This is a genomic window from Actinoplanes aureus (genome assembly GCF_015704865.1).
In the GTDB taxonomy this organism is placed as follows: Bacteria; Actinomycetota; Actinomycetes; order Mycobacteriales; family Micromonosporaceae; genus Actinoplanes; species Actinoplanes aureus.
In genome coordinates this window covers 94,206-119,199 of the sequence record NZ_JADQTO010000020.1, presented here as the reverse complement: position 1 = coordinate 119,199, position 24,994 = coordinate 94,206, and the positions used below count along the sequence as shown (strand labels likewise).

21 protein-coding genes are annotated in these 24,994 nt (G+C 69.3%); 11 read left to right on the top strand and 10 right to left on the bottom strand.

Annotated features, from left to right (window positions below):
- Positions 1-87: 87 nt before the first annotated feature.
- Together I4J89_RS33710 and I4J89_RS33705 are read left to right on the top strand one after the other, a co-directional pair.
- Positions 88-705, top strand: a complete 618-nt coding sequence (locus tag I4J89_RS33710; protein WP_196418196.1) for a hypothetical protein — start codon at positions 88-90, stop codon at positions 703-705.
- Between the two features lie 116 nt (positions 706-821).
- Complete coding sequence (locus tag I4J89_RS33705) at positions 822-2,219, top strand: serine hydrolase domain-containing protein (protein WP_196418195.1); 1,398 nt, start codon at positions 822-824, stop codon at positions 2,217-2,219.
- A 7-nt stretch (positions 2,220-2,226) separates the two neighbouring features.
- On the opposite strand, the gene I4J89_RS33700 is transcribed toward I4J89_RS33705, so the two are convergent.
- From I4J89_RS33700 to I4J89_RS33690, 3 genes are read right to left on the bottom strand one after another with little or no spacing between them, the layout of a single operon-like run.
- Positions 2,227-2,664, bottom strand: coding sequence for a DUF6069 family protein (locus tag I4J89_RS33700; RefSeq protein ID WP_196418194.1), 438 nt, complete (start codon positions 2,662-2,664; stop codon positions 2,227-2,229).
- A complete protein-coding gene (locus I4J89_RS33695; RefSeq protein WP_196418193.1) occupies positions 2,661-2,915 on the bottom strand; it encodes a hypothetical protein in 255 nt (84 codons plus the stop codon). The genes I4J89_RS33700 and I4J89_RS33695 overlap by 4 nt, the downstream gene beginning before the upstream one ends.
- A 5-nt stretch (positions 2,916-2,920) precedes the next feature.
- Positions 2,921-3,901, bottom strand: a complete 981-nt coding sequence (locus I4J89_RS33690) for an RNA polymerase subunit sigma-70 (RefSeq protein WP_373688182.1) — start codon at positions 3,899-3,901, stop codon at positions 2,921-2,923.
- Positions 3,902-4,169: 268 nt separating this feature from the next.
- On the opposite strand from I4J89_RS33690, the gene I4J89_RS33685 reads away from it, so the two are divergent.
- The 5 genes from I4J89_RS33685 (at position 4,170) to I4J89_RS33665 (ending at position 9,758) form a co-directional block, all read left to right on the top strand.
- Complete coding sequence (locus tag I4J89_RS33685; protein WP_196418191.1) at positions 4,170-5,144, top strand: ABC transporter substrate-binding protein; 975 nt, start codon at positions 4,170-4,172, stop codon at positions 5,142-5,144.
- Positions 5,144-5,887 (top strand): ABC transporter permease, encoded by a 744-nt coding sequence (locus I4J89_RS33680; protein WP_196418190.1) that lies wholly within the window; start codon positions 5,144-5,146, stop codon positions 5,885-5,887. Before I4J89_RS33685 ends, I4J89_RS33680 begins: the two co-directional genes overlap by 1 nt.
- Positions 5,884-6,660, top strand: coding sequence for an ABC transporter permease (locus tag I4J89_RS33675; RefSeq protein WP_196418189.1), 777 nt, complete (start codon positions 5,884-5,886; stop codon positions 6,658-6,660). Before I4J89_RS33680 ends, I4J89_RS33675 begins: the two co-directional genes overlap by 4 nt.
- Positions 6,657-7,421, top strand: a complete 765-nt coding sequence (locus I4J89_RS33670; RefSeq protein ID WP_196418188.1) for an ABC transporter ATP-binding protein — start codon at positions 6,657-6,659, stop codon at positions 7,419-7,421. Before I4J89_RS33675 ends, I4J89_RS33670 begins: the two co-directional genes overlap by 4 nt.
- 234 nt (positions 7,422-7,655) lie before the next feature.
- A complete protein-coding gene (locus tag I4J89_RS33665) occupies positions 7,656-9,758 on the top strand; it encodes a helix-turn-helix transcriptional regulator (protein WP_196418187.1) in 2,103 nt (700 codons plus the stop codon).
- 12 nt (positions 9,759-9,770) lie between these two features.
- On the opposite strand, the gene I4J89_RS33660 is transcribed toward I4J89_RS33665, so the two are convergent.
- Together I4J89_RS33660 and I4J89_RS33655 are read right to left on the bottom strand one after the other, a co-directional pair.
- Complete coding sequence (locus tag I4J89_RS33660; RefSeq protein WP_196418186.1) at positions 9,771-12,434, bottom strand: winged helix-turn-helix domain-containing protein; 2,664 nt, start codon at positions 12,432-12,434, stop codon at positions 9,771-9,773.
- A gap of 255 nt (positions 12,435-12,689) precedes the next feature.
- Entirely contained in the window at positions 12,690-13,625 is a 936-nt protein-coding gene (locus I4J89_RS33655) for an HAD family hydrolase (RefSeq protein ID WP_196418185.1), read from the bottom strand.
- Positions 13,626-13,786: 161 nt separating this feature from the next.
- Here I4J89_RS33655 and I4J89_RS33650 point away from each other — a divergent pair, with 161 nt between their 5' ends.
- Entirely contained in the window at positions 13,787-15,289 is a 1,503-nt protein-coding gene (locus I4J89_RS33650; protein ID WP_196418184.1) for an arylsulfatase, read from the top strand.
- On the top strand, positions 15,286-16,266 hold the full coding sequence (locus I4J89_RS33645) for a formylglycine-generating enzyme family protein (RefSeq protein ID WP_196418183.1): 981 nt from the start codon (positions 15,286-15,288) through the stop codon (positions 16,264-16,266). Before I4J89_RS33650 ends, I4J89_RS33645 begins: the two co-directional genes overlap by 4 nt.
- Here the strand turns inward: I4J89_RS33645 and I4J89_RS33640 are convergent.
- Genes I4J89_RS33640 through I4J89_RS33620 form a run of 5 tightly spaced genes read right to left on the bottom strand, consistent with a single transcriptional unit; the run spans position 16,229 to position 21,681 of the window.
- Positions 16,229-16,525 (bottom strand): hypothetical protein, encoded by a 297-nt coding sequence (locus tag I4J89_RS33640; protein WP_196418182.1) that lies wholly within the window; start codon positions 16,523-16,525, stop codon positions 16,229-16,231. The two genes, I4J89_RS33645 and I4J89_RS33640, sit on opposite strands and share 38 nt — an antisense overlap.
- 34 nt (positions 16,526-16,559) lie before the next feature.
- Positions 16,560-18,527, bottom strand: a complete 1,968-nt coding sequence (locus I4J89_RS33635) for a right-handed parallel beta-helix repeat-containing protein (RefSeq protein ID WP_196418181.1) — start codon at positions 18,525-18,527, stop codon at positions 16,560-16,562.
- A gap of 32 nt (positions 18,528-18,559) precedes the next feature.
- Positions 18,560-19,393 (bottom strand): carbohydrate ABC transporter permease, encoded by an 834-nt coding sequence (locus I4J89_RS33630; RefSeq protein WP_196418180.1) that lies wholly within the window; start codon positions 19,391-19,393, stop codon positions 18,560-18,562.
- Between the two features lie 3 nt (positions 19,394-19,396).
- On the bottom strand, positions 19,397-20,335 hold the full coding sequence (locus I4J89_RS33625; RefSeq protein ID WP_196418179.1) for a carbohydrate ABC transporter permease: 939 nt from the start codon (positions 20,333-20,335) through the stop codon (positions 19,397-19,399).
- A 53-nt stretch (positions 20,336-20,388) separates the two neighbouring features.
- Positions 20,389-21,681, bottom strand: a complete 1,293-nt coding sequence (locus I4J89_RS33620) for an ABC transporter substrate-binding protein (RefSeq protein WP_196418178.1) — start codon at positions 21,679-21,681, stop codon at positions 20,389-20,391.
- A 281-nt stretch (positions 21,682-21,962) separates the two neighbouring features.
- Here I4J89_RS33620 and I4J89_RS33615 point away from each other — a divergent pair, with 281 nt between their 5' ends.
- On the top strand, positions 21,963-23,192 hold the full coding sequence (locus I4J89_RS33615) for an endo-1,4-beta-xylanase (protein WP_196418177.1): 1,230 nt from the start codon (positions 21,963-21,965) through the stop codon (positions 23,190-23,192).
- Positions 23,189-24,715: an alpha-N-arabinofuranosidase gene (locus tag I4J89_RS33610; protein WP_196418176.1), complete on the top strand. Its 1,527-nt coding sequence runs from the start codon at positions 23,189-23,191 to the stop codon at positions 24,713-24,715. Before I4J89_RS33615 ends, I4J89_RS33610 begins: the two co-directional genes overlap by 4 nt.
- The last annotated feature ends 279 nt before the right edge of the window (positions 24,716-24,994 follow it).

The following is a 24,994-nucleotide window of genomic DNA, read 5'->3' as shown; positions in this document are numbered from 1 at the left end:
GCGACCTCAGGCCGAAACGGAAGAAGGCCGGCTCGCTGCCGGTTTGCAGGCCGTCAAGCAGGCGATGACCGCCTGGGCGGAGGCGAGATGGCCAAGGACATCCCGCCCGGCTTCGAGTACGCGATGATGCCGACCCCCAGCCTCTCCGCCTCCGACAAGCTGAGCTGGAACGTTGCGCAGGCAGACAGCTGCGCGGTCCTCTTGCCGCGCGGCAGGTCACCGCGGTTTCGGCCGCGACGGATCGGGCCGTCCGGCGGCAAGCCTGGGCTGCGGTCGGTGCCGGGCGCAGTCCGGCCACAGCGGCGGTTACGCTGGGTCATCAGCAAACCGAGGATTGTGTTGCAGATGATCAATGTGAAGGAATTCGCCCGGCGGCTCAGCACCCTCGGGGCTGAGACGTTCACCAGCGACGACGTCGTGGACCTGGCGACCGCCGCCGATGTGCGCATCAGCCCGGACCTCGAGATCGACGCCACGCTGGCGCAGCGCTTGCTTGACCGCATCTCGCCGGAGGTGCCGGTAACCGGAGCGCAGATCGCCGCGTCGGAGTGGCCCCCACCGGTGTCCAACCGCCCTGCGGCACCTCCGATGGTGTTCTCCAATCCCGGTGCCGTCGACGCCCCGGCTGATCAGTCGGCTCGGTCCCGCGGTTCTGCGCCGGGGCGTACCGGGCGGCGACCCGACTCGCGACGAACTGGAAGGTGACCGGCGGCTCTGCCTGTGGGGCGCTGCTACCAGCCTCGCGGCGGCGTTCATGATCTGGCGTGTCAGGAGCTTCAACGCCGAGGCCGATACATCGCCGTACGCCTATGGTGAGGCGAATGACCTCCCTTGCGCAGATCGACCGATGGTTGTCCGAGCGGTTCGCCGGCGTGCTGGCGGCCCACCGGATTCCCGGCGCGGCCATCGCCGTCGCCGTCGGTGACGACGTCATCCAGCACGCGGCCGGCGTGCTGCACACCGCCACCGGCGTGGAGGCCACGCCCGACTCCGTGTTCCAGGTCGGCTCGGTCACCAAGCTGCTGACCGCCACACTGCTCATGCAGCTCGTCGACGAGGGCAGGGTCGAGCTCGACGCGCCCGTGCGGCGGTACCTGCCCGGTTTCCGGGTGGCCGACGAGGCCGCCTCGGCGGCGATCACCGTGCGCCACCTGCTGACCCACACCGCCGGCTTCGGCGGGGACGTCTTCACCGACACCGGCCGCAACGACGACGCGATCGAGCTCTACGTGGCGGCTCTCGCCGAGGTCGAGCAGGACTTCCCGCCCGGGACGATGTTCTCCTACAACAACGCGGCCTATGTCGTGCTGGGCCGCCTCATCGAGGTGTTGCGCGACCGGCCGTACGCTGAATGTCTGCGGGACGGCCTGATCGAACCGCTCGGCCTGACCCACACGGCGCTCGGCGCCGAACGCGCGATCATGTTCCGGGCCGCCGTAGGCCACCTCAGCGACGGACCCGGCGAGCCCGAGCATCCGGCGCCGCTCTGGAATCTCCCGGCCGCCCACGCCCCGGCCGGCTCGCTGCTCGCGATGCGCCCCCGGGACCTGCTCGCCTTCGCCCGTCTGCACCTGCGGAACGGCGTGGGCCCGGACGGCGCCGCCGTGCTGAGCCCCGCGAGCGTCGCCGCGATGCGGGAGCAGCAGGTGACGCTGCCCGCGCTGGCCGGCTTCGGCGACGGCTGGGGGCTCGGCTGGGAGCTCGGCCACTGGCCCGGCGGCACGGTGATCGGCCACTCCGGCAACACTCTCGGCCAGTCGGCGAACCTGCGCGTCGTGCCGGCGGCCGGCGTGTCGATCGCCTTCGTGCAGAACGGCGGCGAGGTGGCCACCACGGTCCACGAGCTCGTCGGCTTCCTGCTGCGGGAGCTGGCCGGGGTCGAGCTTCCCGCACTGCCGCGGCCACCGGCCCAGCCGGAGCCGGCCGACGCGGAGCGCTATGCCGGCGTCTACGTCTCGCCGGCCGGCGAGCTCGTGGTGTCGGGCGACGAGGACGGCCGGCTGTGGCTGGAGCACCGGCCGGCGGGGATCTTCGCGGAGCTGGGGCCGGTCGAGCCGGTGGAGGAGATCGTCCGGCTCGACGGCGACACCTTCGTGCCGGCCCGGCCCCGGCTCGGCTGGCACCGGACGGTGGTGTTCCTGGGCGACGACGGCCACGGCCGCCCGCAGTATCTGCATGGCGGCCGGGTCAGCCGGCGCGTCGCGCGCACGTTGTCGTAGCGGATCGTCAATCAGTCCGGTTGCGGAGGCTCCGCGCCAGGGTGGGGATCATCACCGACGCCGGGATGAGGTGTAGCCCGATCAGCGTGGTGATGGTGGCGGTGTTAGCCCCGGAGATCACGGGCGGCACCAACGAGATCGCGGTCAGCGACACCGCCGTCCACACGAATCGCACGGCGGGGCGCGCGCTCCACCGAAGAAGAGCGCCGGCGATCACGACGCCCACGATCGAGAAGAAGCCGGTCACCACGGCGAACCCGGACAACGGGATCGTCTCGCCACCTTCGGGGATCTCGAAGTCGACGCCGGCGGCCCGGGCAAGCGCAGCGGCGAGGGTGGTGGCCGCCACCGCTGCGAGCGTGGCGATGAGGCCGGTGCGGGCGAGCCCGCGAAGTCGGCCCGATACCGGGCCGGCGACGACCCGGGGCTCGTTGATGCTGGTCATGTCGTTCCTCCGTCATTCGGTGACTGGCGTGTGACGATGCGTACCCTCGCCGTGCGACGGCCGGGGTTGCGCAGGGCGCGGACGCCGGTGCCGCGGAGCCAGAACCCGGCGTCGCGTCCGAGGACCGGCCCGGGCTCGCCGTTGCGCAGCTCCAGCTGCACCCGTCCGCGGATGACGACGCCGAACGCGTCGCACCACTCCGCCGCGACCACCGCGACACGCGCGCCACCGCGCAGCGTGAGCGTCCGCACCGGGACTACTCCGTGCCGTCCGCCGGCAGGCGCTCCGGCAGCCCGAGCCGCGGGAACTGGTCGTCGTGGAAGGTGATGATCTCGGTGATCGCCCCGCCGGTGACGCGCAGGACGTCGATCGTCAGCGGCAGATAGGCGCCCTCCGGCTTCCGCCACTGGTAGAAGGCGACGGCGGGCTGCCGGTTCACCGAGGTGATGACGGCGCGCAGGTTCTGCATGGACCCGAAGCCGCTCTCGACCCAGTCGTTCACCACCGTGTCGCGGCCGATGTACAGGCCCGGCGTGGGCGGCATCGAGCAGCGGACGTCGTCCCGCAGCAGTGCGGCGACCCGGTTGATGTCCGTGGCCACGCTGGCGTCGGTATAGCGGCGCACCAGCTCGCGCGTTGCAGCGTCCTCCTCGCCGCCGGTCCAGTCCTGCCGCTCGGCGGGCAGGTGCTCCCGCATACCGGCGCGGGCTCGCTGCAGCGCGCTGTTCACGGAGTTGACCGAGTCACCGAGGAGCTCCGCGACGTCCTTCGCCGGCCACCCGAGCACGTCCCGCAGGATCAGCACGGCCCGCGGGCGCGGCGCGAGGTGCTGGACCGCGACCAGGTACGCCAGCTCGATCGTCTCCCGCGCGACGGCGACGGTCTCCGGCTCGTCCGCGTCGCCCGCGGGCAACTCGTCGAGCAGCCGGTCCGGGTAAGGCTGTAGCCACAGCACTTCGCCGCCGGTGGCCGGCTCCGGGCGGCGCTTGGCGAGCAGGTCCAGGCAGGCGTTGGTGGCGATCCGGTACAGCCAGGCACGGAACGTCGACCTTCCCTCGAAGGACTCCCGTCGCCGCCAGGCACGCAGGAACGTTTCCTGCACGGTGTCCTCAGCGTCCTCGAACGATCCGAGCATCCGGTAGCAGTGCACGTGCAGCTCCCGCCGGTGCCGCTCGGCCAGCCCCGAGAACGCCGGCTCGTCTACCTCGCCCAGACCGCTCACGCCCAGCTCTTTCATTCGCGCCTCCGCATTCATCACGCCATCCTTCCGCCTCGTCATGTCCTGTCGTAGGTATGACGGGCGCGGGCGCGACAACTCATCACTGGGGTCGGCGGTCATGGCTGGCCCGCGGCCCAGACGGCGCCGGGCGTGTTCCGCGCCGGCTGACGCCAAAGCGTCGCCGACGTCACGTTCGGCCTGTACAGCAGGGGACAACGCAATCTCTACCGGATGCGTAGATTCTGCGATGACCTTGACACTCCCTGCGCATCGTGGAAGGCACCTCGTGAAGCTGAGACGCATCGCCCTCGCCATGGCCACGCTCGCCGCGCTGCTCGCCCCCATCGCTTGTGACTCGGCCGGCCCGGCGAGCACGCAGGCGTCCGGCGGGACCCTCACCGTCAAGATCGGCGCGATACCGTCCATCGACTACGGGGTGATCAAGGTCGGTGAGGCGCAGGGCTTCTTCGCGAAGCAGGGCGTCCAGGTCGAGATCACCAACGTGGACAGCGGACCCAACGTGGTCACCGGAGTGGTGGCCGGCCAGTACGACCTGGGCTGGACCGGGTACGCCCCGGTGCTGCTCGCCGTCGCGGCCGGCAACTCCGACCTGAAACTGGTCTCCAACATCGGCCTGTGGGGCAAGAAGGGCGACAACGGCGGCATCTTCGTCCGCAAGGACTCCGGCATCACCTCGCTCACCGGCCTCGCCGGTAAGAAGGTCGCCACCAACGCCCCGCGCTCGGTGCTCACCCTCACCCTCCTGGCCGCCGTGGCCAAGGCCGGCGGCGATCCCAGCGCCATCGAGCTGGTCACCCTGCCGTTCGCGCAGATCGCCAAGGCGGTCGCGGACAAGCAGGTGGACGCCGGCGTGACCGTGGAACCGCACCAGTCGAAGGGCCTCACCCAGTTCCCGGACCTGACCGACCTGGGAGACATACCGGCCGAGGTGCTGGAGCCCGGCTCGCCGAGCGGCGTGGTCTATGCGAAGAAGGACCTGAGCGGCGACCGGAAGACCGCGATCGACAGATTCCAGACCGCGATCAAGGAGGCGCTCACGTACGCCGACAGCCACCCGGACGAGGTGAAGGCGGCCGGCGCACCACTCGCCGGCCTCAGCGCCGCCGATGCCGCCGCGCTGCCGGACGTCGACTACCGCAGCGAAGTCACCGCGGACCAGATCGCGCCGCTGGTCACGCTGATGAAGCAGTACGGCTGGGTGAAGAACGACATCGACCTCGCCTCCTTCGTCGGCCCCTGATGATCCGCCGCGCCGTCCTGCCGGCTCTGGGCATCGCCGGGGCGGCCGGGCTCTGGGAGTCCGCCACCCGCTCCGGCCTCGTGGCCCCGACCGACGTGCCGACCCTGACCAGCACAGTCACCGCGCTCGGCGACCTGCTCGGCAGCGTGCCGTTCTGGGTCGCGATCGGTGACACCGTGCGCTCCTGGGCACTGGGCCTGGTGGCCAGCGCGGCGGTGGCGATCCCCCTCGGGCTGGCGATCGGGGCGAGCGAGCGGGCCTGGCGGTTCGTCCGGATCCCGGTGGAGGCGCTGCGCCCGATCCCGCCGATCGTGATCCTCCCGCTCGCGCTGCTGATCCTGCACGGCGGCATCACGTTCAAGATCATGCTGATCATGCAGGGCGCGCTCTGGCCGCTGTTGATCCAGACCAGCTATGGGGTACGCGACATCGACCGGGTCGTGCTGGACACCGCCCGCAGCTACCGGCTCGGCTGGTGGCGGCGGGTGGTCTTCGTCCGGCTGCCGGCCGCCCTGCCGATCGTGGCGAGCGCGCTGAAGCTCGCCGCGGCGAGCGCCTTCGCCGTCGCACTGGTCACCGAGCTGATCGGCGGGGCGCCCGGACTGGGGCAACTGCTGGTGGTCGCGGCCGGCGGCAACGACCTCCCCCGGGTGTACGCGCTGACCCTGGTCGCCGGATTGTTCGGCCTGCTCGTCGCGGCGGCCTTCGGCGCGCTGCAACGCCGGGTCGCCCAGACGCGATGAGCAGACTGACCGGCCTCCTCTGGCAGGCGATCCTCCCGGCCGCGCTGATCGCCGGATATCAGTTCTGGGCCGTCCGGGCGCACAACCCGTACTTCCCGCCGCTCGGCGCGATCGCGCGCGAGTTCCGGGCCACCTGGCTCGGCCCGGGCTTCACCGAGCACGTACTGCCGAGTCTGTGGAACCTGGTCCGCGGCTACCTGATCGGCCTGCTGGCCGGGGTGGCCGGCGGCGTCCTGCTCGGCCGGGTAAGGGTGCTGCGCGATCTGCTCGGCCCGCTGGTCGGCTTCTTCCTGACATTGCCGGCGGTGGCGCTGCTGCCGATCTTCGTGATCGCGCTCGGCATCGGTGCGACGATGCAGGTCGGCGTGATCGTCTTCAGCGTGTTCTTCGTGGTCCTGGTGAACACCACCGCGGGGATGCGGGCGGTGGACGCGGCACTGATCGACGTCGGCCGCGCCTACCGGATCGGCCCGCTCCGCCGGCTCTTCCTGCTGCTGCTCCCGGCGGCCGCACCGTACATCGTGGCGGCCGCGCGCACCGCCCTCTCGATCGCCGTGCTGGTCATGGTGGTCAGTGAGATGGTCGGCGCGCCGTACGGCATCGGCGCGGTGACGCTGCTCGCGCAGCAGGAGTTCCAGTACGCCCGGATGTGGGCCGGGATGGTACTGCTGGCGCTGCTCGGCTACTCGCTCAACGCCGCCTTCGCCCTGGTGGAGCGGTTCACCGTCGGCCGCTGGGGCATGGTCGCGACCACCGGGGAAGGTAGATCATGAGCGACACACTGGTCAGCGTCGAGCACCTCACCAAGTTCTACGGCGACCACCTCGCGGTGGACGGGGTGACGTTCGGCGTGCGTACCGGTGAGATGGTTTCGATCGTCGGCCCCTCGGGGGCCGGAAAGACCACCGCGCTGCGGATCGTTGCCGGCCTGCTGGAACCCACCTCGGGCTCGGTGACCATCGGCGGCGTGCGGGTGACCGGACCACCGCCCGACGTGGCCGTGGTCTTCCAGGACTACAGCCGCTCGCTGCTGCCCTGGCTCACCGTGCTCGGCAACGTCACGCTGCCGCTGCGCGCCAAAGGGCTGTCCCGCACCGCGGCTCGGACCGCCGCGCTGGACGCGCTCGCCGCCGTCGGCCTCGACGGCACGGCTCGGCGCCGGCCCCGGGAGCTTTCCGGCGGCATGCAGCAGCGGGTCGCGATCGCCCGGGCGCTCGCCTACCGGCCGAAGTTGCTGGTGATGGACGAGCCGTTCGCGTCGGTCGACGCGCAGACCCGCATGGACCTGGAAGACCTGATCCTGCCGCTGCGCCAGGAGTACGCCGTGACGATCATGCTGGTCACCCACGACATCGACGAGGCGGTGTACCTCTCCGACCGGATCGTGGTGCTCTCCCCCGCCCCGTCCACCGTGCTCCGGGTGATCGACGTGGATCTGCCGCTGCCGCGGTCACAGACCGCCACCAAGGAATTGCCCGGCTTCGCCCGGCTCCGTCACGAGGTCCTCGATCTGGTCCGGGCCAGGACTGATTGAGCCTGAGCTCAGCCACGGGAGCGATGTAGCGTAGAACGACTGCTCACGACGTGGCAGCGGCCCGGGTGACCGCTCGACGAGGACGGGTAAATGGTACATAACGGGCGCTTAGAGCTGCCTTTCGCTGCGGTCGAGGCGAAGATTCAGCGCCCCGTCCAGCGACAGGGCCTGATCGCGCGTACCCGGCTGCTGAAGGCTCTCGCCGCGACGCCCGAACGCATTTCGCTCATCTTGGTGACCGCACCCGCCGGATACGGGAAGACGACCTCGCTGAGCCAGTGGGCGGCCGAGGACTCACGGGAGTTCGCCTGGGTGACGGTCGATGAGGCCGACGGGGACCCGGTCCGTCTCGCCGGACACGTCGCTCTGGCGCTGCACCGCATCCAGCCGCTGGACCCGGCGGTGTTCCAGGCCCTCTCGTCCGGCGACGGGTCCCGGCACCTGACAGCGCTCGGCCATCTCCTGACGTCCCTGCGGAACGGAAACCGGCGGGGCGTCCTGGTGCTCGACGACGTCCACGAGCTGCGCGACGTCGCGTCGATGAACTTCATCCGCGCGCTCGCCGCCGGCGTCCCGGCAGGCTTCCAGCTCGCGGTCGGGTCCCGGCTGATGCTCGGCTTCGGCCGGCTGCGCAGCGAGGACCGCTCCGTCGAGTTCGGCGTGGAGCATCTGGCGTTCACGCACGAGGAGGTTCGGGCGATCCTGGCCCATGCCGGGGTGGATCCGTCAGACGCCACCGTCGACACGCTCGTCCAGCGCACCGAGGGCTGGCCGGCCGGCGTCTATCTCGGCGCCCGGGCCATCCGCACCGCCTCGGATCCCGCCATCGCCGCGAGACGGCTGGCCGGAGACGATCCGTTCCTCCTGGACTACCTCCGGGACGAGTTCCTGGTCAAGGAGTCTCCGGACATGGTGCGGTTCCTGACGCGTGCCGCCCCGCTCGACCAGATGTCCGGCGCGCTCTGCGACCACGTGCTCGGTGGTAGCGGCTCTGCCGACCGGCTGGCCGAGGCGGCGCGCCGGAATCTGTTCGTGGTACCGCAGGACCGGCGCGGCGAGTGGTACCGCTACCACAGCCTGGTCGCCGAAATGCTGCTGTCCGAACTGCGACGACGCGAACCCGGCGAGGAGTCACGGGTGCATCAGCGCGCCGCCGACTGGTACGAGCAGCAGGGCCAGCCCGAGAACGCGATCGAGCACATGCTCGCGAGTGGAGACACCCTCGCGGCGGCCCGCTGGATCAACCAGCACGCGCCGGACTTCGCCTCCGCCGGGCGGCTGCAGACCATCCGCCGATGGCTGACCGCGGTAGGCCAGAACGGCCTGGTCAGCTATCCGCCGCTGGCGATCACCGCGGCCTGGACGCTGGCGCTCAGCGGGGACATGCCGGGCGCACAGGGCTGCCTGCACGCCGCGGAGCGGGGATCCTTCGAGGGACCACTGCCGGACGGCAGCAGCTCGCTCACGTCCGCCGTCACGATCCTGCGGGCGTCGCTCGGTGCGCTGGGGATCGACCAGATGCTGCTCGACGCGAAGGCGGCCACCGAGGGCGAGCCACCCGGCAGCCCGTGGTTTCCGTCGGCGATAGCGACGCTCGGCGTCGCCCACGCGCTGACCGGTGCCGCCGACCTGGCGGTCAAGGAACTCAGCGTGGCGGTCCAGCTCGGCGCGGCCGGGCGACCGCCCACGGCCGCCGTCGCCGCCCTGGCCGAGCTGTCATTGCTCGCGGCGGACCGGGACGACTGGTCCGACGCGGAGGAGAAGGCCGGCCAAGCGGTCCATCTGATCGAGACCGCCGGTATAGAGGAGCACCTGTTCAGCATCCTGGGCTACGTCGCCGCCGCCCGGATCGCCGCCCACCAGGGCAACCAGGTGGCCGCCCGGCGGCACGCCGGCACCGTCCTGCGGATGATCACCACGTTCTCCCCAGCGGTGATCCCATGGTTGTCGACCCAGGTGGCGATCACGCTCGCCGAGATCTTCCTCGAACTGGGCGACTTCGCCGCCGCGCGCATCCAGACCGAGGAGGCCGGACGGCATCTGGACGGACTGCTGACCGAGGGAACGCTGCGGCAGCAACTGAGCCGGGTCCTGGCCCGCTTCGCCGCCGAGGGCGGGCACGTCCCGGTCCCCAGCGCGATGGCGCTCACCAGGGCGGAGATGCGGGTGCTCCAGCTACTGCCGACCCATCTCTCGCTCGGCCAGATCGGCGAGGAGCTGCACATCTCCCGCAACACCGTGAAGGCCCATCTGGTCGCGATCCGCCGGAAACTGCAGTGCGCCAGCCGCAACGAGGTCGTCGAGCGGGGCCGCGACCTCGGTCTGCTGCGGACATAGCGGTGCGGTGGGTCAGAGGATGCCGGTCTTGCGAGCCACCATCACGGCCTCGTTCCGGCGCGCCGCGCCGAGTTTGCGGTAGATGGCTCGCATGTGTGCCTTGATGGTGTTCACCGACACGCCGAGATGGGTGGCGATCTCGGCAGCAGACAGGTTGGTGGGCAGGTAACGCAAGACTTCGGCCTCGCGGTCGCTGAGGCCGGCCGCGGTCGCCAGCTCGGCGGGCAACTGGCTGGTCGCACGCACTTCGCTGAGGGAATCCTCGATGAACGAGGCATCGCCGCCGAGCAGTCGCAGTCGCTGGATCAGGTCGTCGAGGCGGCTGCCGGCCAGGACGACGAAGGGCCGGCGGATCCCTTCGCCGGCGGCCAGGTTCATCGCGCCGGCCAGCAGGTCGACCGCCAGGGTGGCCTGTCCCCGGGCGTCGGCCACCAGGGCGCCGACCACGCCCGCCTCCACGGTGGCGACGGTGTGCGACAGGACGCTGGGTGCCGCCTTCAGCAGATCCTCGGCGCGGCGAAGGTCGCGGGTGGCGTACGCGAACCGGGCGCGGACGACCTGGCGCGGGAAGTCCAGCGTGGGGTCCGGCTCGATGCCGGGGTCGAACAGGGCCGCCGGTTCGGGCCGGCCTTCAGCCAGGTTCACCTCCGCGTCGATGAGCGTCAGCCACCGATCGAGCGTGGGGGCATGCATCCGAGGACTGCGGTCGCGGCGTGCCTCGTCGAGGAACAGGCGCGCCCGGGCCAGCTCGCCGCGGGCCACGGCCAGGCGCGCCTCGATCCCGAGCAGGACGACGCGCTGGGCCGCTTCCGGGTTGCCGTGGTGTGCGCGGGCACCCTGCCGCACGGCTTCCTGGGCGGCTTTGAGGTCGTGCCGTTCCAGCAGCACCAGCGCGTTGGCGAAGTGGGCGGGCACCGCCTGCAGGGTGTATCGCCAACCCCGCTGATCGGCGAGTTCGAGGGTGCTGGCGGCCAGCTTCGCCGCCTCGTCAGCCGATCCGGAGAGGATCTGCAGCAGCGCCAGATGCCCGGCCGCGTTGATCTCGGTCAGTTCCACGCCGGAGGTGTGTGCGGCGCTGATGGCCGCCCACAGATCCCGGGAGGCGGCCTCGGGCTGCCCGGTCCACATCAAGGCAAGGCCGCGATGGTTCATCGCGATGGCGCGCTGCTGCGTGGCGACCACCCCGCCCGCGGTGCCGGTAGCGAGCAGGTCGAGCAGCCGGTTGCTGACCGCGACCACCGACGGCATGGCACCGACGGCACGTTCCGTCAGCATCTCCGGGGTGTACAGCATGATGTCGACGGATCGGTGGGTGCCGGCATCGCCCCGGCGCCGCAGCAGTTCCCGGGCGCGTGCGATGCGGGCCGGGATCGCCTCGTAGTCGCCGGCGTGGAACAGCAGCACCACCGTGCAGAAGATGAGCTCCGGGGTCGAGTCCATCTCCTCCGGCGGCACCCGCTGCAGGATCTTGAGCAGAGCGGCCCGGTGCGGGGACAGGATCAACCCGCCGGCCTGGGTGGCGACCACGTGTCCGACGTACGCCCAGTCACGGGCGGACACCGCGTGGGTGAGCGCTTCGACGAGCGAGTTGTTGGTGGCGTACCACCGGGCCGCACGACGGTGCAGCTCAGGGATCACCGCCGGCTCCTCCAGCGACAGGTGATGGCCGAGCGCCTCCCGCAGCAGGTTGTGGTAGCGGAACCAGAGTGGTTTCGGACCGAGCCGGACGACGAAGTCGTTGTCGCGCTCCAGTTGCTCGAGCATGCGTTGCCCGTCGTGCTGGGTGGTGACCGCGTTGGCCAGGTCGGCGCAGAGCCGGTCGAGGATGCTGGTCTGCAACAGGAACCGGCGTTCGCGTACGTCCCGGTCGGCCAGGATCCCCTCGATCAGATAGTCGTCGACGCCGTGCACGTCGCCGGCGAAGTCCTCGATCGAGCGGGCGCCGTCGTGGCCGGCGAGGAAGCCCGCGCCGAGGCGGAGTCCGGCCGCCCAGCCCTCCGTCCGGTCGAGCAGCCGGCTCACGTCCGACGCGGCCAGGGTGAGTCCGTGCCCGCGTACCAGGGCGGCGGCCTCGTCCGCGGTGAACGCCAGCTCCTTCGCCCGGATCTCGGCGACCTGTCCCTCCGCGCGAAGGCGGTGCAGGGCCAGCGCGGGCCACACCCGGCTGATGAAGACCATCCGCAGCGGACGCGGCGGACGCCGCAGCAGGTCGTTCATCTCCTGAAGGATCTGCGGATCGTCGATCTCATGGAAGTCGTCGATGACGAGGATCGTCCGGTCCGGCAGGCGGCCGAGCCCGGCGGCCAGGTGACGGCCGCGTTCGCGTCCGTCGGCGGGCATGGAGTTCGCCTCGGTGAACGGGTTGCCCGGTCGCACGGCGCCGGCCAGTTGCAGGGCCGCCACGACGTACGCCCAGAACAACTGCGGATCGTTGTCCTTCTTGTCCAGACTGAGCCAGGCGATCGGGCCGGTCCGGCTCCGCGCCCACGCGGATACCAGCATGGTCTTGCCCCAGCCGGCACCCGCACAGACCAGGGTCACCGCTTTGTCGGCCGCGGCGTTGAGCAGGTCGAACAGCCGCTGCCGCTCCACGTCGGCGCGACGCCCCTGTGGTGACGCCGTCTTGGCAACGGCCAGTGACAGCAGATCAGCCGGGCCCACGCGTTGATCGGTCATGACCGGCCGTCCGCCGTCTCGCCCACCCCGGAACGCGCAGCCACCGACCGTCCTGTCATAGCTCCACCTTGCCCCATTGAACGCGGCCCCCCGCGGCAGATCTCGCCGTCAGGCAAACATGACCGTGATCGTTAGCGCAACTACTGTGACTGATCGAACCGATGCCATGTTTGTGCACCTCACCAGTGGACAATTACCGGTGGCGATCGACGCGGCTGGAGCTGGCGTCCGGTTTTGATCATCCGGCGCGGGCCATCAGAAGACGGTGGACCAGTCGTCTCCGACGCTGACGACCGTCCAGCCGTGGCGGCCGGCTTCCTCGAGCGCCCGTTCGGCGCCGCTGGTGTAGGCGAACTCGCGGTCCGCGTCGTCATGCAGCACGAGCAGCCGCAGGAACGGTTTGGCGGCGTGCTGGCTGAAGTGCAGCATCGGGATGTCGCCGTTGGAGTTTCCGGCGGCCAGCAACGGGCGGCGGCCGACCCGGTTCCAGATCCGGACCGGCTTCTCCGGGCCGTCGTCCAGGTAGTCCAGCTCCGCCTTGTGGAAGATGGTGCCGCCGGCGGCGTCATCGCGATAGGCCAGCGCCACAGTGCTGCCGATGACCCGCTCGCGTGGAATGCCGTAGACCTCCTGGCTGATCGGCCGCATGAAGTCGCGCCCGCCGCCGGAGGCGATGTAGTTGGCGAAGCCGTTGACCGCCAGATAGTCGAGCAACTCGATCATCGGCTGATAGGCGCACCGCAGGTATCCGCGTCCCAGCGTCGGGTGGTCGGTGTTCCGGAGGAATTCGTCCGAGCGAGCCTCGAAGTCCTCCACCGAGATGCCGTCGTAGGCCGCGAGGATCCCGCCGGCGACGATCCGGACGTTACGGTCGTCCCCGGCGTAATGCTCGGTGAGCACCCTACCCAACCACTCGTGGTCGCGTTCGTACGCCGCTTTCCACGGCTGGCGGCCCCGCAACGCGGGATCGGCCTCGGCCATCGCCACGAACCGCCGCAGGATGAAGTCCAATTGGATCGGCAGTGGCTTCTCGCACCACAGCGTTCCGTCGTTGTCGAAGACCGCCACGCGCTCCTCGATCGGCACTTCGGCCGCGACACGCTCGACGAACTCGAGGATCGCGTGCTTCGTGTCCCCGTCCCGCCAACTGCGGAGCGGCGTCTGCGCCGGGCGGTTGCCGTCAGTGGTCATCGGCTGAGCATCCACCGATCCGCGGTGTCCGGCCTCATCCCGGGCAGGCGATCTGTGCCGGCTCACGCCACTCACCCGTATGGGATGAGGCGCGAGCCGGGCTTCGCGTCGTTCACTCGCCAAGAACTAATCCGATGGCCCGCCGGCGAAGGAGTACACAGATGCCGACCGAACGTCCCAACATTCTGGTGATCTGGGGTGACGACATCGGGATCTCGAACCTGAGTTGTTACAGCGACGGCTTGATGGGCTACCGGACGCCGAACATCGACCGGATCGCCGAGGAGGGCGCCCGGTTCACCGACTACTACGGCGAGCAGAGCTGCACCGCCGGGCGGGCGGCCTTCATCTGCGGGCAGAACCCGATCCGCACCGGGCTGACCAAGGTGGGTATGCCGGGAGCACCCGTCGGCCTGCAGGCCGAGGATCCGACCATCGCCACCGCGCTCAAGGAACACGGGTACGCGACCGGCCAGTTCGGCAAGAACCACCTCGGCGACCGCGACGAGCACCTGCCCACGATGCACGGCTTCGACGAGTTCTTCGGCAACCTCTACCACCTCAACGCCGAGGAGGAACCGGAACTCGCCGACTACCCCACGCCGGAAGAGCTGCCGAACTTCCGGGAGAAGTTCGGACCGCGCGGAGTCATCCACTCGTGGGCGGACAAGGACGGCACCCAGCGCATCGAGGACACCGGCCCGCTGACCAGGAAGCGGATGGAAACCGTCGACGAGGAGTTCTTCGCCGCGGCAGCCGGCTTCATCCGGGACAAGGCCACCGCCGATGAGCCGTTCTTCGTGTGGTTCAACAGCACACACATGCATTTCCGTACGCACGTGAAGCCGGAGAGCCGCGGACAGGCCGGGCGGTGGCAGTCGGAGTATCACGACGCGATGGTCGACCACGACAAGCTCGTCGGCGACCTGCTGAACCTGGTCGACGAGCTGGGCATCGCCGAGAACACCATCGTCGTCTACTCCACCGACAACGGCCCGCACATGAACACCTGGCCGGACGCCGGGATGACACCGTTCCGAGGGGAGAAGAACTCCAACTGGGAGGGCGCGTACCGGGTGCCCGCGGTGGTGCGATGGCCGGGCCGGATCGCTCCCGGCACCGTGTTCAACGGGATCGTGAGCCACACCGACTGGTTCCCCACCCTGCTCGCCGCCGCCGGAGTGCCGGACATCGTCGAGCGGCTGCGAACCGGGACCGAGCTCAACGGCACCCGCTACAAGGTCCACCTCGACGGCCACGACCAGACCGGCTACCTCACCGGCGAGGTCGAGGAGAGCCCGCGGCGGCACTTCTTCTACATCTCCGATGACGGCGACCTGACAGCCGTACGTTTCCACAACTGGAAGCTGGTCTTCCTGGAGCAGAGGGCGACCGGTACGTTGCGGGTGTGGGCCGAGCCGTTCACCGAGCTGCGCGTCCCGAAGATCTTCAACTTGCGCACCGACCCGTACGAACGGGCCGATGTCACCTCGAACACCTACTACGACTGGATCCTCGACCACGCCTGGATCGTCGTGCCGATGCAGGCGTACGTGTTCAACATGCTGCAGAGTTTCGCCGAGTTCCCGCGCCGGCAGGAACCGGCCAGCTTCAACCTCGACAAGGTTCTGGCCAAACTGCGGGAAGGCATCGCAAGCGCATGACCGAGTCAACCCTGTCCCGGTCAACGGGAGCCCCGCCGGCGGACGACATGATCTGGATTCCCGGCGGGGCCTTCCGCATGGGTTCCGACCAGCACTACCCGGAGGAGGCCCCGGCGCGGGTCGTCGAGGTCGACGGAGTCTGGATGAGCCGCACCACCGTGACGAACGCGGCGTTCTCCGCGTTCGTCACGGAGACCGGCTACCGGACCGTCGCGGAACGTCCGCTGAACCCGGCCGACTTCCCCGGCGCGCCGATCGAGAACCTGGTGCCCGGGTCGATGGTCTTCGTCGGCACCCCGGGACCCGTCGACCTGCGTCACCTCAGCCAGTGGTGGGCGTGGACGCCGGGCGCCTGCTGGTGGCGGCCGGAGGGCCGGGCCAGCGATCTCGACGGCCGGGCCGAGCATCCCGTCGTGCACATCGCCTACGAGGACGCCGACGCGTACGCGACCTGGGCCGGACTCGCGCTTCCCACCGAAGCGCAGTGGGAGCACGCGGCCCGCGGCGGCCTGGACGCCGCCACGTTCACCTGGGGAGACGAACCCGAACCGGCCGGGCAGCGGCGGGCGAACTACTGGCACGGCGACTTCCCGTGGCGCGCCGAGCAGGGCTACGGAACGACCATGCCGGTCGGCTCGTTCCCGCCGAACGGCTACGGGCTGGCCGACATGGCCGGCAACGTCTGGGAGTGGACCCAGGACTGGTACGCCGAACGGCGTTGGGCCGACCTCTCACCGTGCTGCGCACCACGCGATCCCCGGGGCGGGCTCCGTGAGCAGAGCTTCGACCCCGCGCAGCCCCAGGTCCGGATCCCCCGCAAGGTGATCAAGGGCGGGTCGTTCCTCTGCGCGGACAGCTACTGCCTGCGGTACCGCCCGGCCGCGAGACGCCCGCACATGGTCGACACCGGCATGAGCCACGTCGGCTTCCGATGCGTCGCTACTTCCGTGCCGCTCGTTCCGCGCGGTACGACCTGAACAGCAGGACGGCGATCAGACCGACCACCAGCACAATCCCCGTCATGAGCAGGGCGAACACCCCGTTCCCGTGCTTGTCACGGAGCAACAGGGCTCCGCTGACCAGGTAGTAGGTACCGAAGAGCCCACCCGCCACGGTGAGGGCCCAGTTGCTGTTCAGCGACTTCCGCGGGGCCGGCGCCGGCGAGGCATCGGCGGCGCCGTCCTGCGGCTTTTCAGAGTCGTCGTCGATCGCGGTCACCTCTGCAGTATCGGCCATGAGGTTCGGCGTACGAGGAGTCGGCCCTCTGCGGTCACCAGACGCGTACCCGGCTGCTTCCCACGGTGAGGCCGGCGAGCGGGCCCGCCGGGTACGTCCGCCCCGGCTCCTTGCGGACACCGGTCAGGTCGGTGTCGATGACCGCGGGGCTGCCGTCACGCTCCTCGAACTCGGCGTCGACGAACCGGACCCGCTCCAGGTCGCGGCCGCCGACCGGGGCGATACCGGCGCCGGCGATGCCCTCCGGCAGGTCGGTCACCAGGTAGACCTCGTCGCCCTCCTCGACGATCGACGCGGAAGCGCTGTCCAGCGTCACCGGGTCACGCTCGCCGTCGAACGGGCGGGCGCCGGCGGCGTAGACGTTGCGCTGGGCGTACACGGCCTGCTTCACGTTGAGGAAGCGCTGGTGGTCGCCGGGCGGCTGCTCGTCGATGCGCTGCAGGTACTCCTCGAACGACGCCGGGTAGCCGGCGTAGCCGGCGGTGCCGGCGTACGCCTCGGCACTGCCCTCGGGCACGGACGCCGCGTACGCCACCGCCGGGTCTCCCCCGACGAAGAGATTGCCGAGCCACCGGTCGTCGCCACCGACGATGAACGCGTAGCCGGCCACCTGGGTGCTGTGCGGCCGGTGGTACGGCGTGGCCCGGTCCATCACCGGGTTGAGCCACACGGTGCCGCAGAGCAGGTTGTTGACGAACGCCCCGCCCTGGCTCCACAGCTCCAGCGCGGCCGGCGAGGCGAGAACGTTGTGCTCGACCAGGTACGGCCCGTGGCTGACCTCGATGAACAGGTCGCGGTTGTTGTCGTAGTAGACGTTGCGGGAGACGCGGGTGCCCTGGGTCTGCCAGTCCAGCCAGGTGCCCAGCGAGCAGTCGTGGATGCGGTTGTGCCGGATCTCCACGTCGATGGCGGCGTGCAGCTTGATGCCGCCGATCTCGTAGCCGTAGAACTCGCGCTTGACCGCGATGTGATGGATGTGGTTGTCCTCGATCGTCGAGAAGACGCAGCCGAGGTGACCGACGATGCCGTTCTGCCCACAGTCGTAGATGTGGTTGCGGCGGATGACGTGCGAGCCGATGTGCTCTTTGTCCCAGCCGATCTGCCGGGCGGAGAAGACCGACTCGAGCTGGTACTGGTAACCGGGCTTGTCGCCGCGCTCGGTAGCGTAGTTGTGGCCGGTCGAGGCCTCCTTGCCGAGGGAGATCGCCGAGCACTTCGCGTCGTGGATGACGTTGTCCTCGATGATCCAGCCCTTGGCCCAGTTCGGGCCGATCAACCCGGGCTGGTCGGCGGTCGGCGGGGTCCACGGGCACGCGGCCTGGGCCAGTTCGAAGCCGCGCACGGTGATGTAGTCCAGGTGCGGCACGAGCGGGTAGAACACCGACCGGCGTACGTTGATCTCGACCAGTTCGGCGTTCGGGTCGGCGCCCTGGAAGTTCGCCCAGATCGTGGTCGCCTCGGCGTCCACCTGCGCGTACCAGACCAGCAGAGTCTGCTCCGGGTTGCGGACGCGGTCGGTGACGCCGGTCCAGTCGTCCTTCATCTCGGTGCGCTTCTCAGGGGCGGACACCTCGGCGCGCGAGCCGGCCTCGTAGAAGCTGAGGCCGTTGAGGTAGACGTCGCCGAGGTGCTTGCGGGGCGCCTTGTCGGCGTAGACGACCCAGTCGCCGGCGATCTCCTCGGCGAACGGGTTGAAGTCGCCGAACAGCGCGTTGGGCACCGTCGCCTTCCACACGGTCCCGCCGTCCGGCTCCCAGCCGGTGATCCGCTCGGATCCCTTGATGACGACGTGCTCGCCCTCGGCGGCCTGGTAGGTGATGCGGCGGTTGTCGCTCAGGCCGCCACGCCGGGGCGTCACCCACTCTCGGTACTCGCCGGCGTGCACGACCACGGTGTCCCCGGGCCTCGCGAGCGCCGCGGCCCGGTTGATCGTCCGCAACGGCCGTTGCGCCGAGCCGTCGGCGTCGTCGGATCCGGTGGTCGCCACGTGCAGCGATGTCATGTTCTGGTGCCTTTCTGTCGTCACTTGCTGCGTCATCCTTTGACCGCACCGGTGAGGCCACCCACGATGCGGCGTTCGAACAGGCTGAAGAACACCAGCGCCGGGATCATCGACAACGAGGTGAACGCGAGCACCTTGGCGGTGTCAACTGAGTATTGCGATGCGAACGCCTGCACGCCCAGCGGCAAAGTGAACCCGTCCTGATCGTTCAGGATGAACAGCGGCAGCAGATAGCTGTTCCAGCTGCCGATGAACGCGAGGATCCCGGTGGTGATCAGGCCCGGCACCGACAGTGGGAGCACCATCCGCCAGAAGAACCCGAGCCGGCTGCACCGGTCGATGGCGGCGGCCTCCTCGATCTCCTTGGGAATGGCCTGCAGGAACGGGACCAGGATGATGATCGTGGTGGGCAGCCCGAAGGCGATCTGCGGAAGGATGACGCCGGGCAGGGTGTTCACCAGGCCCAGGTTCTTCACCAGGATGTACAGCGGCGTGATGGCGACCGTCGCCGGGAACATCAGGCCGGCGGCGAACAGGGCGTACATCGCTCCCCGGCCGCGGAACTTGTACCGGGCCAGGACGTAGCTCGCCATCACACCCAGCACCACGACGCCGATGGTCGTGGCCAGCGCCGCGATCGTCGAGTTGCCGACCTGGCGCCAGAAGACGTCGCTGGTCAGCACATCGGTGTAGTTGCCGAACACCCACGGGTCCGGCAGGGCCGCCGGGTCGGTGGTGATCTGCGAGTTGGTCCGGAACCCGCCGATGATGATGTAGATGACGGGACCGAGCATCAGGCCGATCAGCATCAGGGCGCCGACGTACACGATCGGATTGCCCTGCCGGGATGGGGTGGGCCTGGCCATGTCCTACCGTCCTCCGGTAAGCGCGCCCTCGGTGTCCCGGCGCAGAACGAAACGCTGGTACACGAGCGCGATGATCATTGAAATGACGAACAGCACGACCGCTACCGCGTTGCCGTACCCGTAGTTGCCCGCGTTGCGGCCCTCGGTGACCATGTACGTCGCCATGGTCGAGGTGCCGGCGGTCGACGCGACGTACTGGCCCCAGATGATGTAGACGAGGTCGAACAGCTGTAGCGCACCGATGATCGACAGGAAGGCCCAGATCCGGATGGTGGGCCCGAGCAGCGGCAGGGTGATCCGCCACTGGGTCTGCCAGTAGGAGGCGCCGTCCACCGCGGCGGCCTCGGACAGTTCCTCCGGGATGTTCTGCATCCCGGCCAGGAACAGGATCACCGCGAACCCGACGTACTTCCAGGTCAGGATCAGCATCAAGGTCCAGATGGCGAGTTGCGGGTTCGCCAGCCAGTCCTCGGCCAGCCAGCCGAGACCGATCGACCTCAGGACGTCGTTGACCGCGCCGTTGGTCTGGAGCATCAGGCTCCAGGCCGTTCCGACGATGACCTCGGCGATCACGTACGGGACGAAGATGAGTATCCGGATGATCGACTGGCCGCGCATCTTCTGGTTGAGCAGCAGCGCGAGGCCGACCGCGATCGGACCCTGGAGCACCAGCGACAGCACGACGATCTGACCGTTGTGCCACAGCGCTTCGTGGAACAGGCTGTCCTGCAGGATGGTGACGTAGTTGTCGAGGCCGACGAAGTCGGTCGGTGCCCCGAAACCCTTCCACCGGTAGAAGCCGTAGTACCCGGCCATCAGGACCGGGAAGATCACGAAGCCGACGAACATCAGGATCGCCGGGCCGGACAGCGCCGCGATCTCCAGACGTTGCGCCCAACCTATGCCGCGCCGGCGGGGACGGTACGGAGGCGACGCCTGCACGCCGCCTCCGTTCCGCACACGGTCACCGGGCGCGTCCGCAGTGACCGCCACGCTCAGCCCTTCTTGGCCGCGTCGTTCACGGACTTGATGATTCCGGCGACGTCACCCTTGCCGGCGAGCAGATTCACGACGCCGACGTTCAGGGCGTTGCCCACGTTCTGCCCGTAGATCGTGTCCAGCCACTGCGAGACGTACGGTGCCTTGTTGTAGGCCTCGAGAACCGCCTTGAGGTACTCCTCAGTGACGGCGCCCTGGGCCTCCTTGCTGATCGGCAGCGAGTTGAAGGCCTTGTAGTAGCCCTCCTGCACGTCCTTGGTCACGATGTAGTTCAGGAAGTCGGCGCACTCCTTCGGCGCCTGCGCCGAGCACGAGTAGCCGTCCGCGCCACCCATGATCGCGGCCGGGTCACCCTGGCCGCCGGAAACCGCCGGGAAGGGGAAGAAGCCCAGGTCGGGCAGCGGCTTGGTGTCCTTCGTCAGGGAGGCGATCACGCCCGGGTCCCAGGCGCCCATGAGTTCCATGCTCGCCTTGTAGTTGGCCACCAGACCCGCCGAGCTGCCCGCACCCTGCTGCGCGGAGGTGGTCAGGAAACCGTCGTTGAACGGCTTGGTGTCGGCGAAGGCCTTGAGGTCGTTGCCGGCCTTGGTCCAGCAGGCGTCGCTGAAGTTCTTGTCCTTCGCGGCGGCGTCGAGCGAGGCCTGACTGCAGGCACGCAGGGCGAAGAAGTAGTACCAGTGAGCGGCCGGCCACGCGTCCTTGGCGCCGAGGGCGATCGGCGTACCGTTGGCCTTCAGCTTGGTCACCGCCGCGCTGAGCTCCTCCAACGTGGTCGGGGGCGCCTCGACACCGGCCTTCTTGAACAGATCTTTGCTGTACCAGAAACCCCCAGGCAAGATCGAGACCGGTACGGCGTACGACTTACCGTCGACCTGCCCCGTCCCCAGAGCGGGCCCGACCGCCGCCTTGGTCTCCGCGGTGATGTCGCCGGTGATGTCCTTGAGCTGGCCGGCCTCGACCATCGCGGCCATCTTGCCGCCGCCGCGCTGCAGGAAGATGTCGGGCGCGGAGCCGGAGTTCAGCGCGGTCTGCAGCTTGCCGTCCAGGTCCTCGTTCTGGACCTGCTGAATCTTGATCTTGACGTTCGGGTTGGCGGTCTGGAAGTCGGCGACCGTCTTGTCCCAGAACGCCTTGCCGGGCCCGGTCGTGGCGTTGTGCCAGAACTGCATCGTGACGTTGCCGCCCGAGCCGGAGCTGCCGCCGTCGTCGTCGCCGCCGCTGCAGGCGGCCAGGCTCATGGCGCCCAGCGCCACCACGGCAGCCATTGCGAGGGTCCTGTTAGGTGCCATGAGGCCTCACCTCTCGGTAGCGAAAGTTTCGGAGTATTTCCGGAAGATGGCGCCCAAGTTATGGACGGCTTGGCGGGGATGTCAAGGCATCCACCTCGCCATCGCTGTAACACGTAGGTAACGGTGCCGCACGCAGAGTGGCCTGATCAGCTTTCCGCGCTCTTGAGAGCGTTCACAACACCGCTGGCCAGGGCTCGGAAAATGTCGCATGTTTTTGGAAGTTTCGCTGGACCCGGGCTGACCCGGTCCCTACGCTACGAGCGGCGACAGGAGGCAACGAAATGACGGCAGCTCAGCTTGATCACCGAACCGGCGACGTCCTGGTGACCCTGCTCGACGTCGACGGTCAACCGCTCCGGGACCGCGACGTCCTCGTCGAGCAGCGCTCTCACGCCTTCTCGTTCGGCAACATCGGCTTCGACTTCGTCCCCGTGGCGAACGAGGAGACCGCGTCGGATCTGGCCGGCCTGTGGTTCGACGTCTTCAACACGGCGACCCTGCCGTTCTACTGGAGTGACTTCGAACCCCAGCGCGGCCGGCCCGACACGAAACGGCTGCACCGGGCCGCGGAGTGGTTCACTCGCCACGGTTGCCGGGTCAAGGGTCACCCGCTGCTGTGGCACACCCTGGCACCCGACTGGCTGCGCGAGATGCCGACCGACGAGGTCGAGGCGACCGTGCGCGCCCGGATCAGGCGCGAGGTGGCCCACTTCGCCGACGTCATGCACACGTGGGATGCGATAAACGAAGCCGTGATCATGCCGGTGTTCGCCAACGAGCAGCACCCCAACGCGATCACCCGGCTGGCCCGGGAGCGGGGCCGGATCGCGATCGTCCGCCTCGCGTTCGAGGAGGCGCGCGCGGCCAACCCGGCGGCGACTCTGGTGCTCAACGACTTCGACATGTCCACGGCGTACGAATGTCTGATCGAGGGTGTGCTCGAGGCCGGCATAAAGATCGACGCTCTCGGCCTGCAGAGCCACATGCACCAGGGTTACTGGGGTGAGGAGAAGACCCTGGCGATCCTGGAACGGTTCTCCCGGTACGGGCTCCCGATTCACATGACCGAGACCACCCTGCTCTCCGGGCACCTGATGCCACCGGAGATCGATGATCTCAACGACTATCAGATCCCCTCCTGGCCCTCCACGCCGGAGGGCGAGGAACGCCAGGCGGACGAGATCGTCCGGCACTACCGCACGCTGCTCTCGCACCCCTCGGTCCAGGCGATCACCTACTGGGGGCTGACCGACGACGGCGCGTGGCTCGGCGCCCCCTGTGGTCTCGTGCGCGCCGACGGCACACCGAAACCCGGGTACGACGCGCTGCGGCGCCTGGTGAAGGAAGAATGGTGGCTACCGCCCACGACACTGCGGACGGATGACGCGGGTCGCGTCGCAGTCCGCGGTTTCCTCGGCGACTACCAGTTGAGCTGCGCCGGCCGGACGGCATCCCTCACCATCGGCGGCCCCGGTGAGGCAGTGACGACGCTGGAGAAAGGCACCAGATGAGCATCGAAGCCGTCATCAACGTGGACCTCGACGGACCACGGATCAACCGGCACGTCTACGGGCACTTCGCCGAGCATCTGGGCCGCTGCATCTACGGCGGCTTCTACGTCGGCGAGGACTCCGACATCCCCAACGAGGGTGGCATCCGCCTGGACGTCGTCGAAGCCCTGCGCGCCCTGAACATCCCGAACCTGCGCTGGCCGGGCGGTTGCTTCGCCGACGAATACCACTGGCAGGACGGCATCGGGCCCAAGGACCAGCGGCCCGTCATGGTCAACACCCACTGGGGCGGGGTCGAGGAGAACAACCACTTCGGCACCCACGAGTTCATGGCCCTGTGTGAGCTGCTCGGCGCCGAGCCGTACATCAGCGGCAACGTCGGCTCCGGCACCGTACGGGAGATGAGCGACTGGGTCGAGTACCTGACCCGCGACGGCGACTCGCCGATGGCCCGGCTGCGCAAGGCCAACGGCCGCGACGAGCCGTGGCGGGTCCGGTTCTGGGGCCTGGGCAACGAGGCGTGGGGCTGCGGCGGCAACATGACCGCCGAGCACTACGCGCAGGAGGCCCGCCGCTACGGCACCTACTGCCGCGACTACGGCGACAACAAGCTGTACAAGATCGCCGCGGGCGCCAACGCCACCGACTACGGGTGGACCGAGACGCTGATGAAGCAGATCGGGCACCTCGGCTGCCAGCACATCCGCAGCACCGCCTACCACGCCCTGTCCCTGCACTACTACACGATCACCGGCCCCACCTGGGACGACAAGGGCTCGGCCACGGTCTTCGACACCGACGAGTACTACACGACGATGGTGTCCGCGGCCCGCATCGAGGAGCTGCTCGCCGGGCACGCGGCCGTGATGGACTGCTACGACCCGAACAAGACCGCCGGCCTGGTCCTGGACGAGTGGGGCACCTGGTTCGACGTGGAGCCCGGCACCAACCCCGGCTTCCTCTACCAGCAGAACACGCTGCGCGACGCGCTGGTGGCGAGCGTGCACTTCGACGTCTTCCACCGGTACGCCGACCGCCTGGTGATGGCCAACATCGCACAGACGGTGAACGTGCTACAGGCCATGATCCTCACCGACCCGGACTCGAAGGCCATGGTCCTCACCCCCACCTACCACGTCTTCCAGATGAACCGGGGTCACCAGGACGCGACGTCGCTGCGGGTCGACTTCCGCGACGCGCCGCCGACCCGCCCGGTCGGTGACGCGACGCTGACGACCGTCTCGGTGTCGGCCAGCCGCAAGGACGGCCGGCTGCTCGTATCACTGTCGAACCTCGACGCCTCCTCCGCCGCCGACGTGGCGATCGACCTGCGTGGTGGCACGGTCGAGGCGGTCGAAGCCCTGATCCTGACGTCCGGGGCGTTGCAGGACCACAACACGCCGCAGTCGCCGTCGGTGGTGGCGCCGCGCCCGTACGACGGCGTGTCGCTGACCGGCGGCAAGCTGCGGGCGCACCTGCCAGCCCACTCGTTCGTCACCGTGAGCGGCAGTCTCTCAACCTGATCCGGCAACGAGTGCGGACGAGCCGGCAGGTCATCAGAGTGATGATGGCCCAGGTGACGTTGGCTTCGGAATGTTCGGGCAGGCGTTCGTAGTCGGGCCGTTGCGTGTGATCCGGCGGGATGGCGCTGACGTCGAATCCGGCATCGGTCGCTCCGACTGCTTGCCGCATGCTTGCCTGGCGGTGTTCGACCGATGGGTCGGCAAGCCGGTAAGCCGTGCCAGTTCATCGCAGCGACGAGCTGGAGCAGGTTGCCGCTATCGCGGCCGGCGTCAACGACG

Excerpts from the sequence above, each read along its gene's own strand:
- I4J89_RS33710 (WP_196418196.1), top strand. The coding sequence starts at position 88 with ATGGCCAAGGACATCCCGCCCGGCTTCGAGTACGCGATGATGCCGACC.
- I4J89_RS33705 (WP_196418195.1), top strand. The coding sequence starts at position 822 with ATGACCTCCCTTGCGCAGATCGACCGATGGTTGTCCGAGCGGTTCGCC.
- I4J89_RS33700 (WP_196418194.1), bottom strand. The coding sequence starts at position 2,664 with ATGACCAGCATCAACGAGCCCCGGGTCGTCGCCGGCCCGGTATCGGGC.
- I4J89_RS33690 (WP_373688182.1), bottom strand. The coding sequence starts at position 3,901 with ATGAAAGAGCTGGGCGTGAGCGGTCTGGGCGAGGTAGACGAGCCGGCG.
- I4J89_RS33680 (WP_196418190.1), top strand. The coding sequence starts at position 5,144 with ATGATCCGCCGCGCCGTCCTGCCGGCTCTGGGCATCGCCGGGGCGGCC.
- I4J89_RS33675 (WP_196418189.1), top strand. The coding sequence starts at position 5,884 with ATGAGCAGACTGACCGGCCTCCTCTGGCAGGCGATCCTCCCGGCCGCG.
- I4J89_RS33670 (WP_196418188.1), top strand. The coding sequence starts at position 6,657 with ATGAGCGACACACTGGTCAGCGTCGAGCACCTCACCAAGTTCTACGGC.
- I4J89_RS33660 (WP_196418186.1), bottom strand. The coding sequence starts at position 12,434 with ATGACCGATCAACGCGTGGGCCCGGCTGATCTGCTGTCACTGGCCGTT.
- I4J89_RS33655 (WP_196418185.1), bottom strand. The coding sequence starts at position 13,625 with ATGACCACTGACGGCAACCGCCCGGCGCAGACGCCGCTCCGCAGTTGG.
- I4J89_RS33650 (WP_196418184.1), top strand. The coding sequence starts at position 13,787 with ATGCCGACCGAACGTCCCAACATTCTGGTGATCTGGGGTGACGACATC.
- I4J89_RS33645 (WP_196418183.1), top strand. The coding sequence starts at position 15,286 with ATGACCGAGTCAACCCTGTCCCGGTCAACGGGAGCCCCGCCGGCGGAC.
- I4J89_RS33640 (WP_196418182.1), bottom strand. The coding sequence starts at position 16,525 with ATGGCCGATACTGCAGAGGTGACCGCGATCGACGACGACTCTGAAAAG.
- I4J89_RS33635 (WP_196418181.1), bottom strand. The coding sequence starts at position 18,527 with ATGACATCGCTGCACGTGGCGACCACCGGATCCGACGACGCCGACGGC.
- I4J89_RS33630 (WP_196418180.1), bottom strand. The coding sequence starts at position 19,393 with ATGGCCAGGCCCACCCCATCCCGGCAGGGCAATCCGATCGTGTACGTC.
- I4J89_RS33620 (WP_196418178.1), bottom strand. The coding sequence starts at position 21,681 with ATGGCACCTAACAGGACCCTCGCAATGGCTGCCGTGGTGGCGCTGGGC.
- I4J89_RS33615 (WP_196418177.1), top strand. The coding sequence starts at position 21,963 with ATGACGGCAGCTCAGCTTGATCACCGAACCGGCGACGTCCTGGTGACC.
- I4J89_RS33610 (WP_196418176.1), top strand. The coding sequence starts at position 23,189 with ATGAGCATCGAAGCCGTCATCAACGTGGACCTCGACGGACCACGGATC.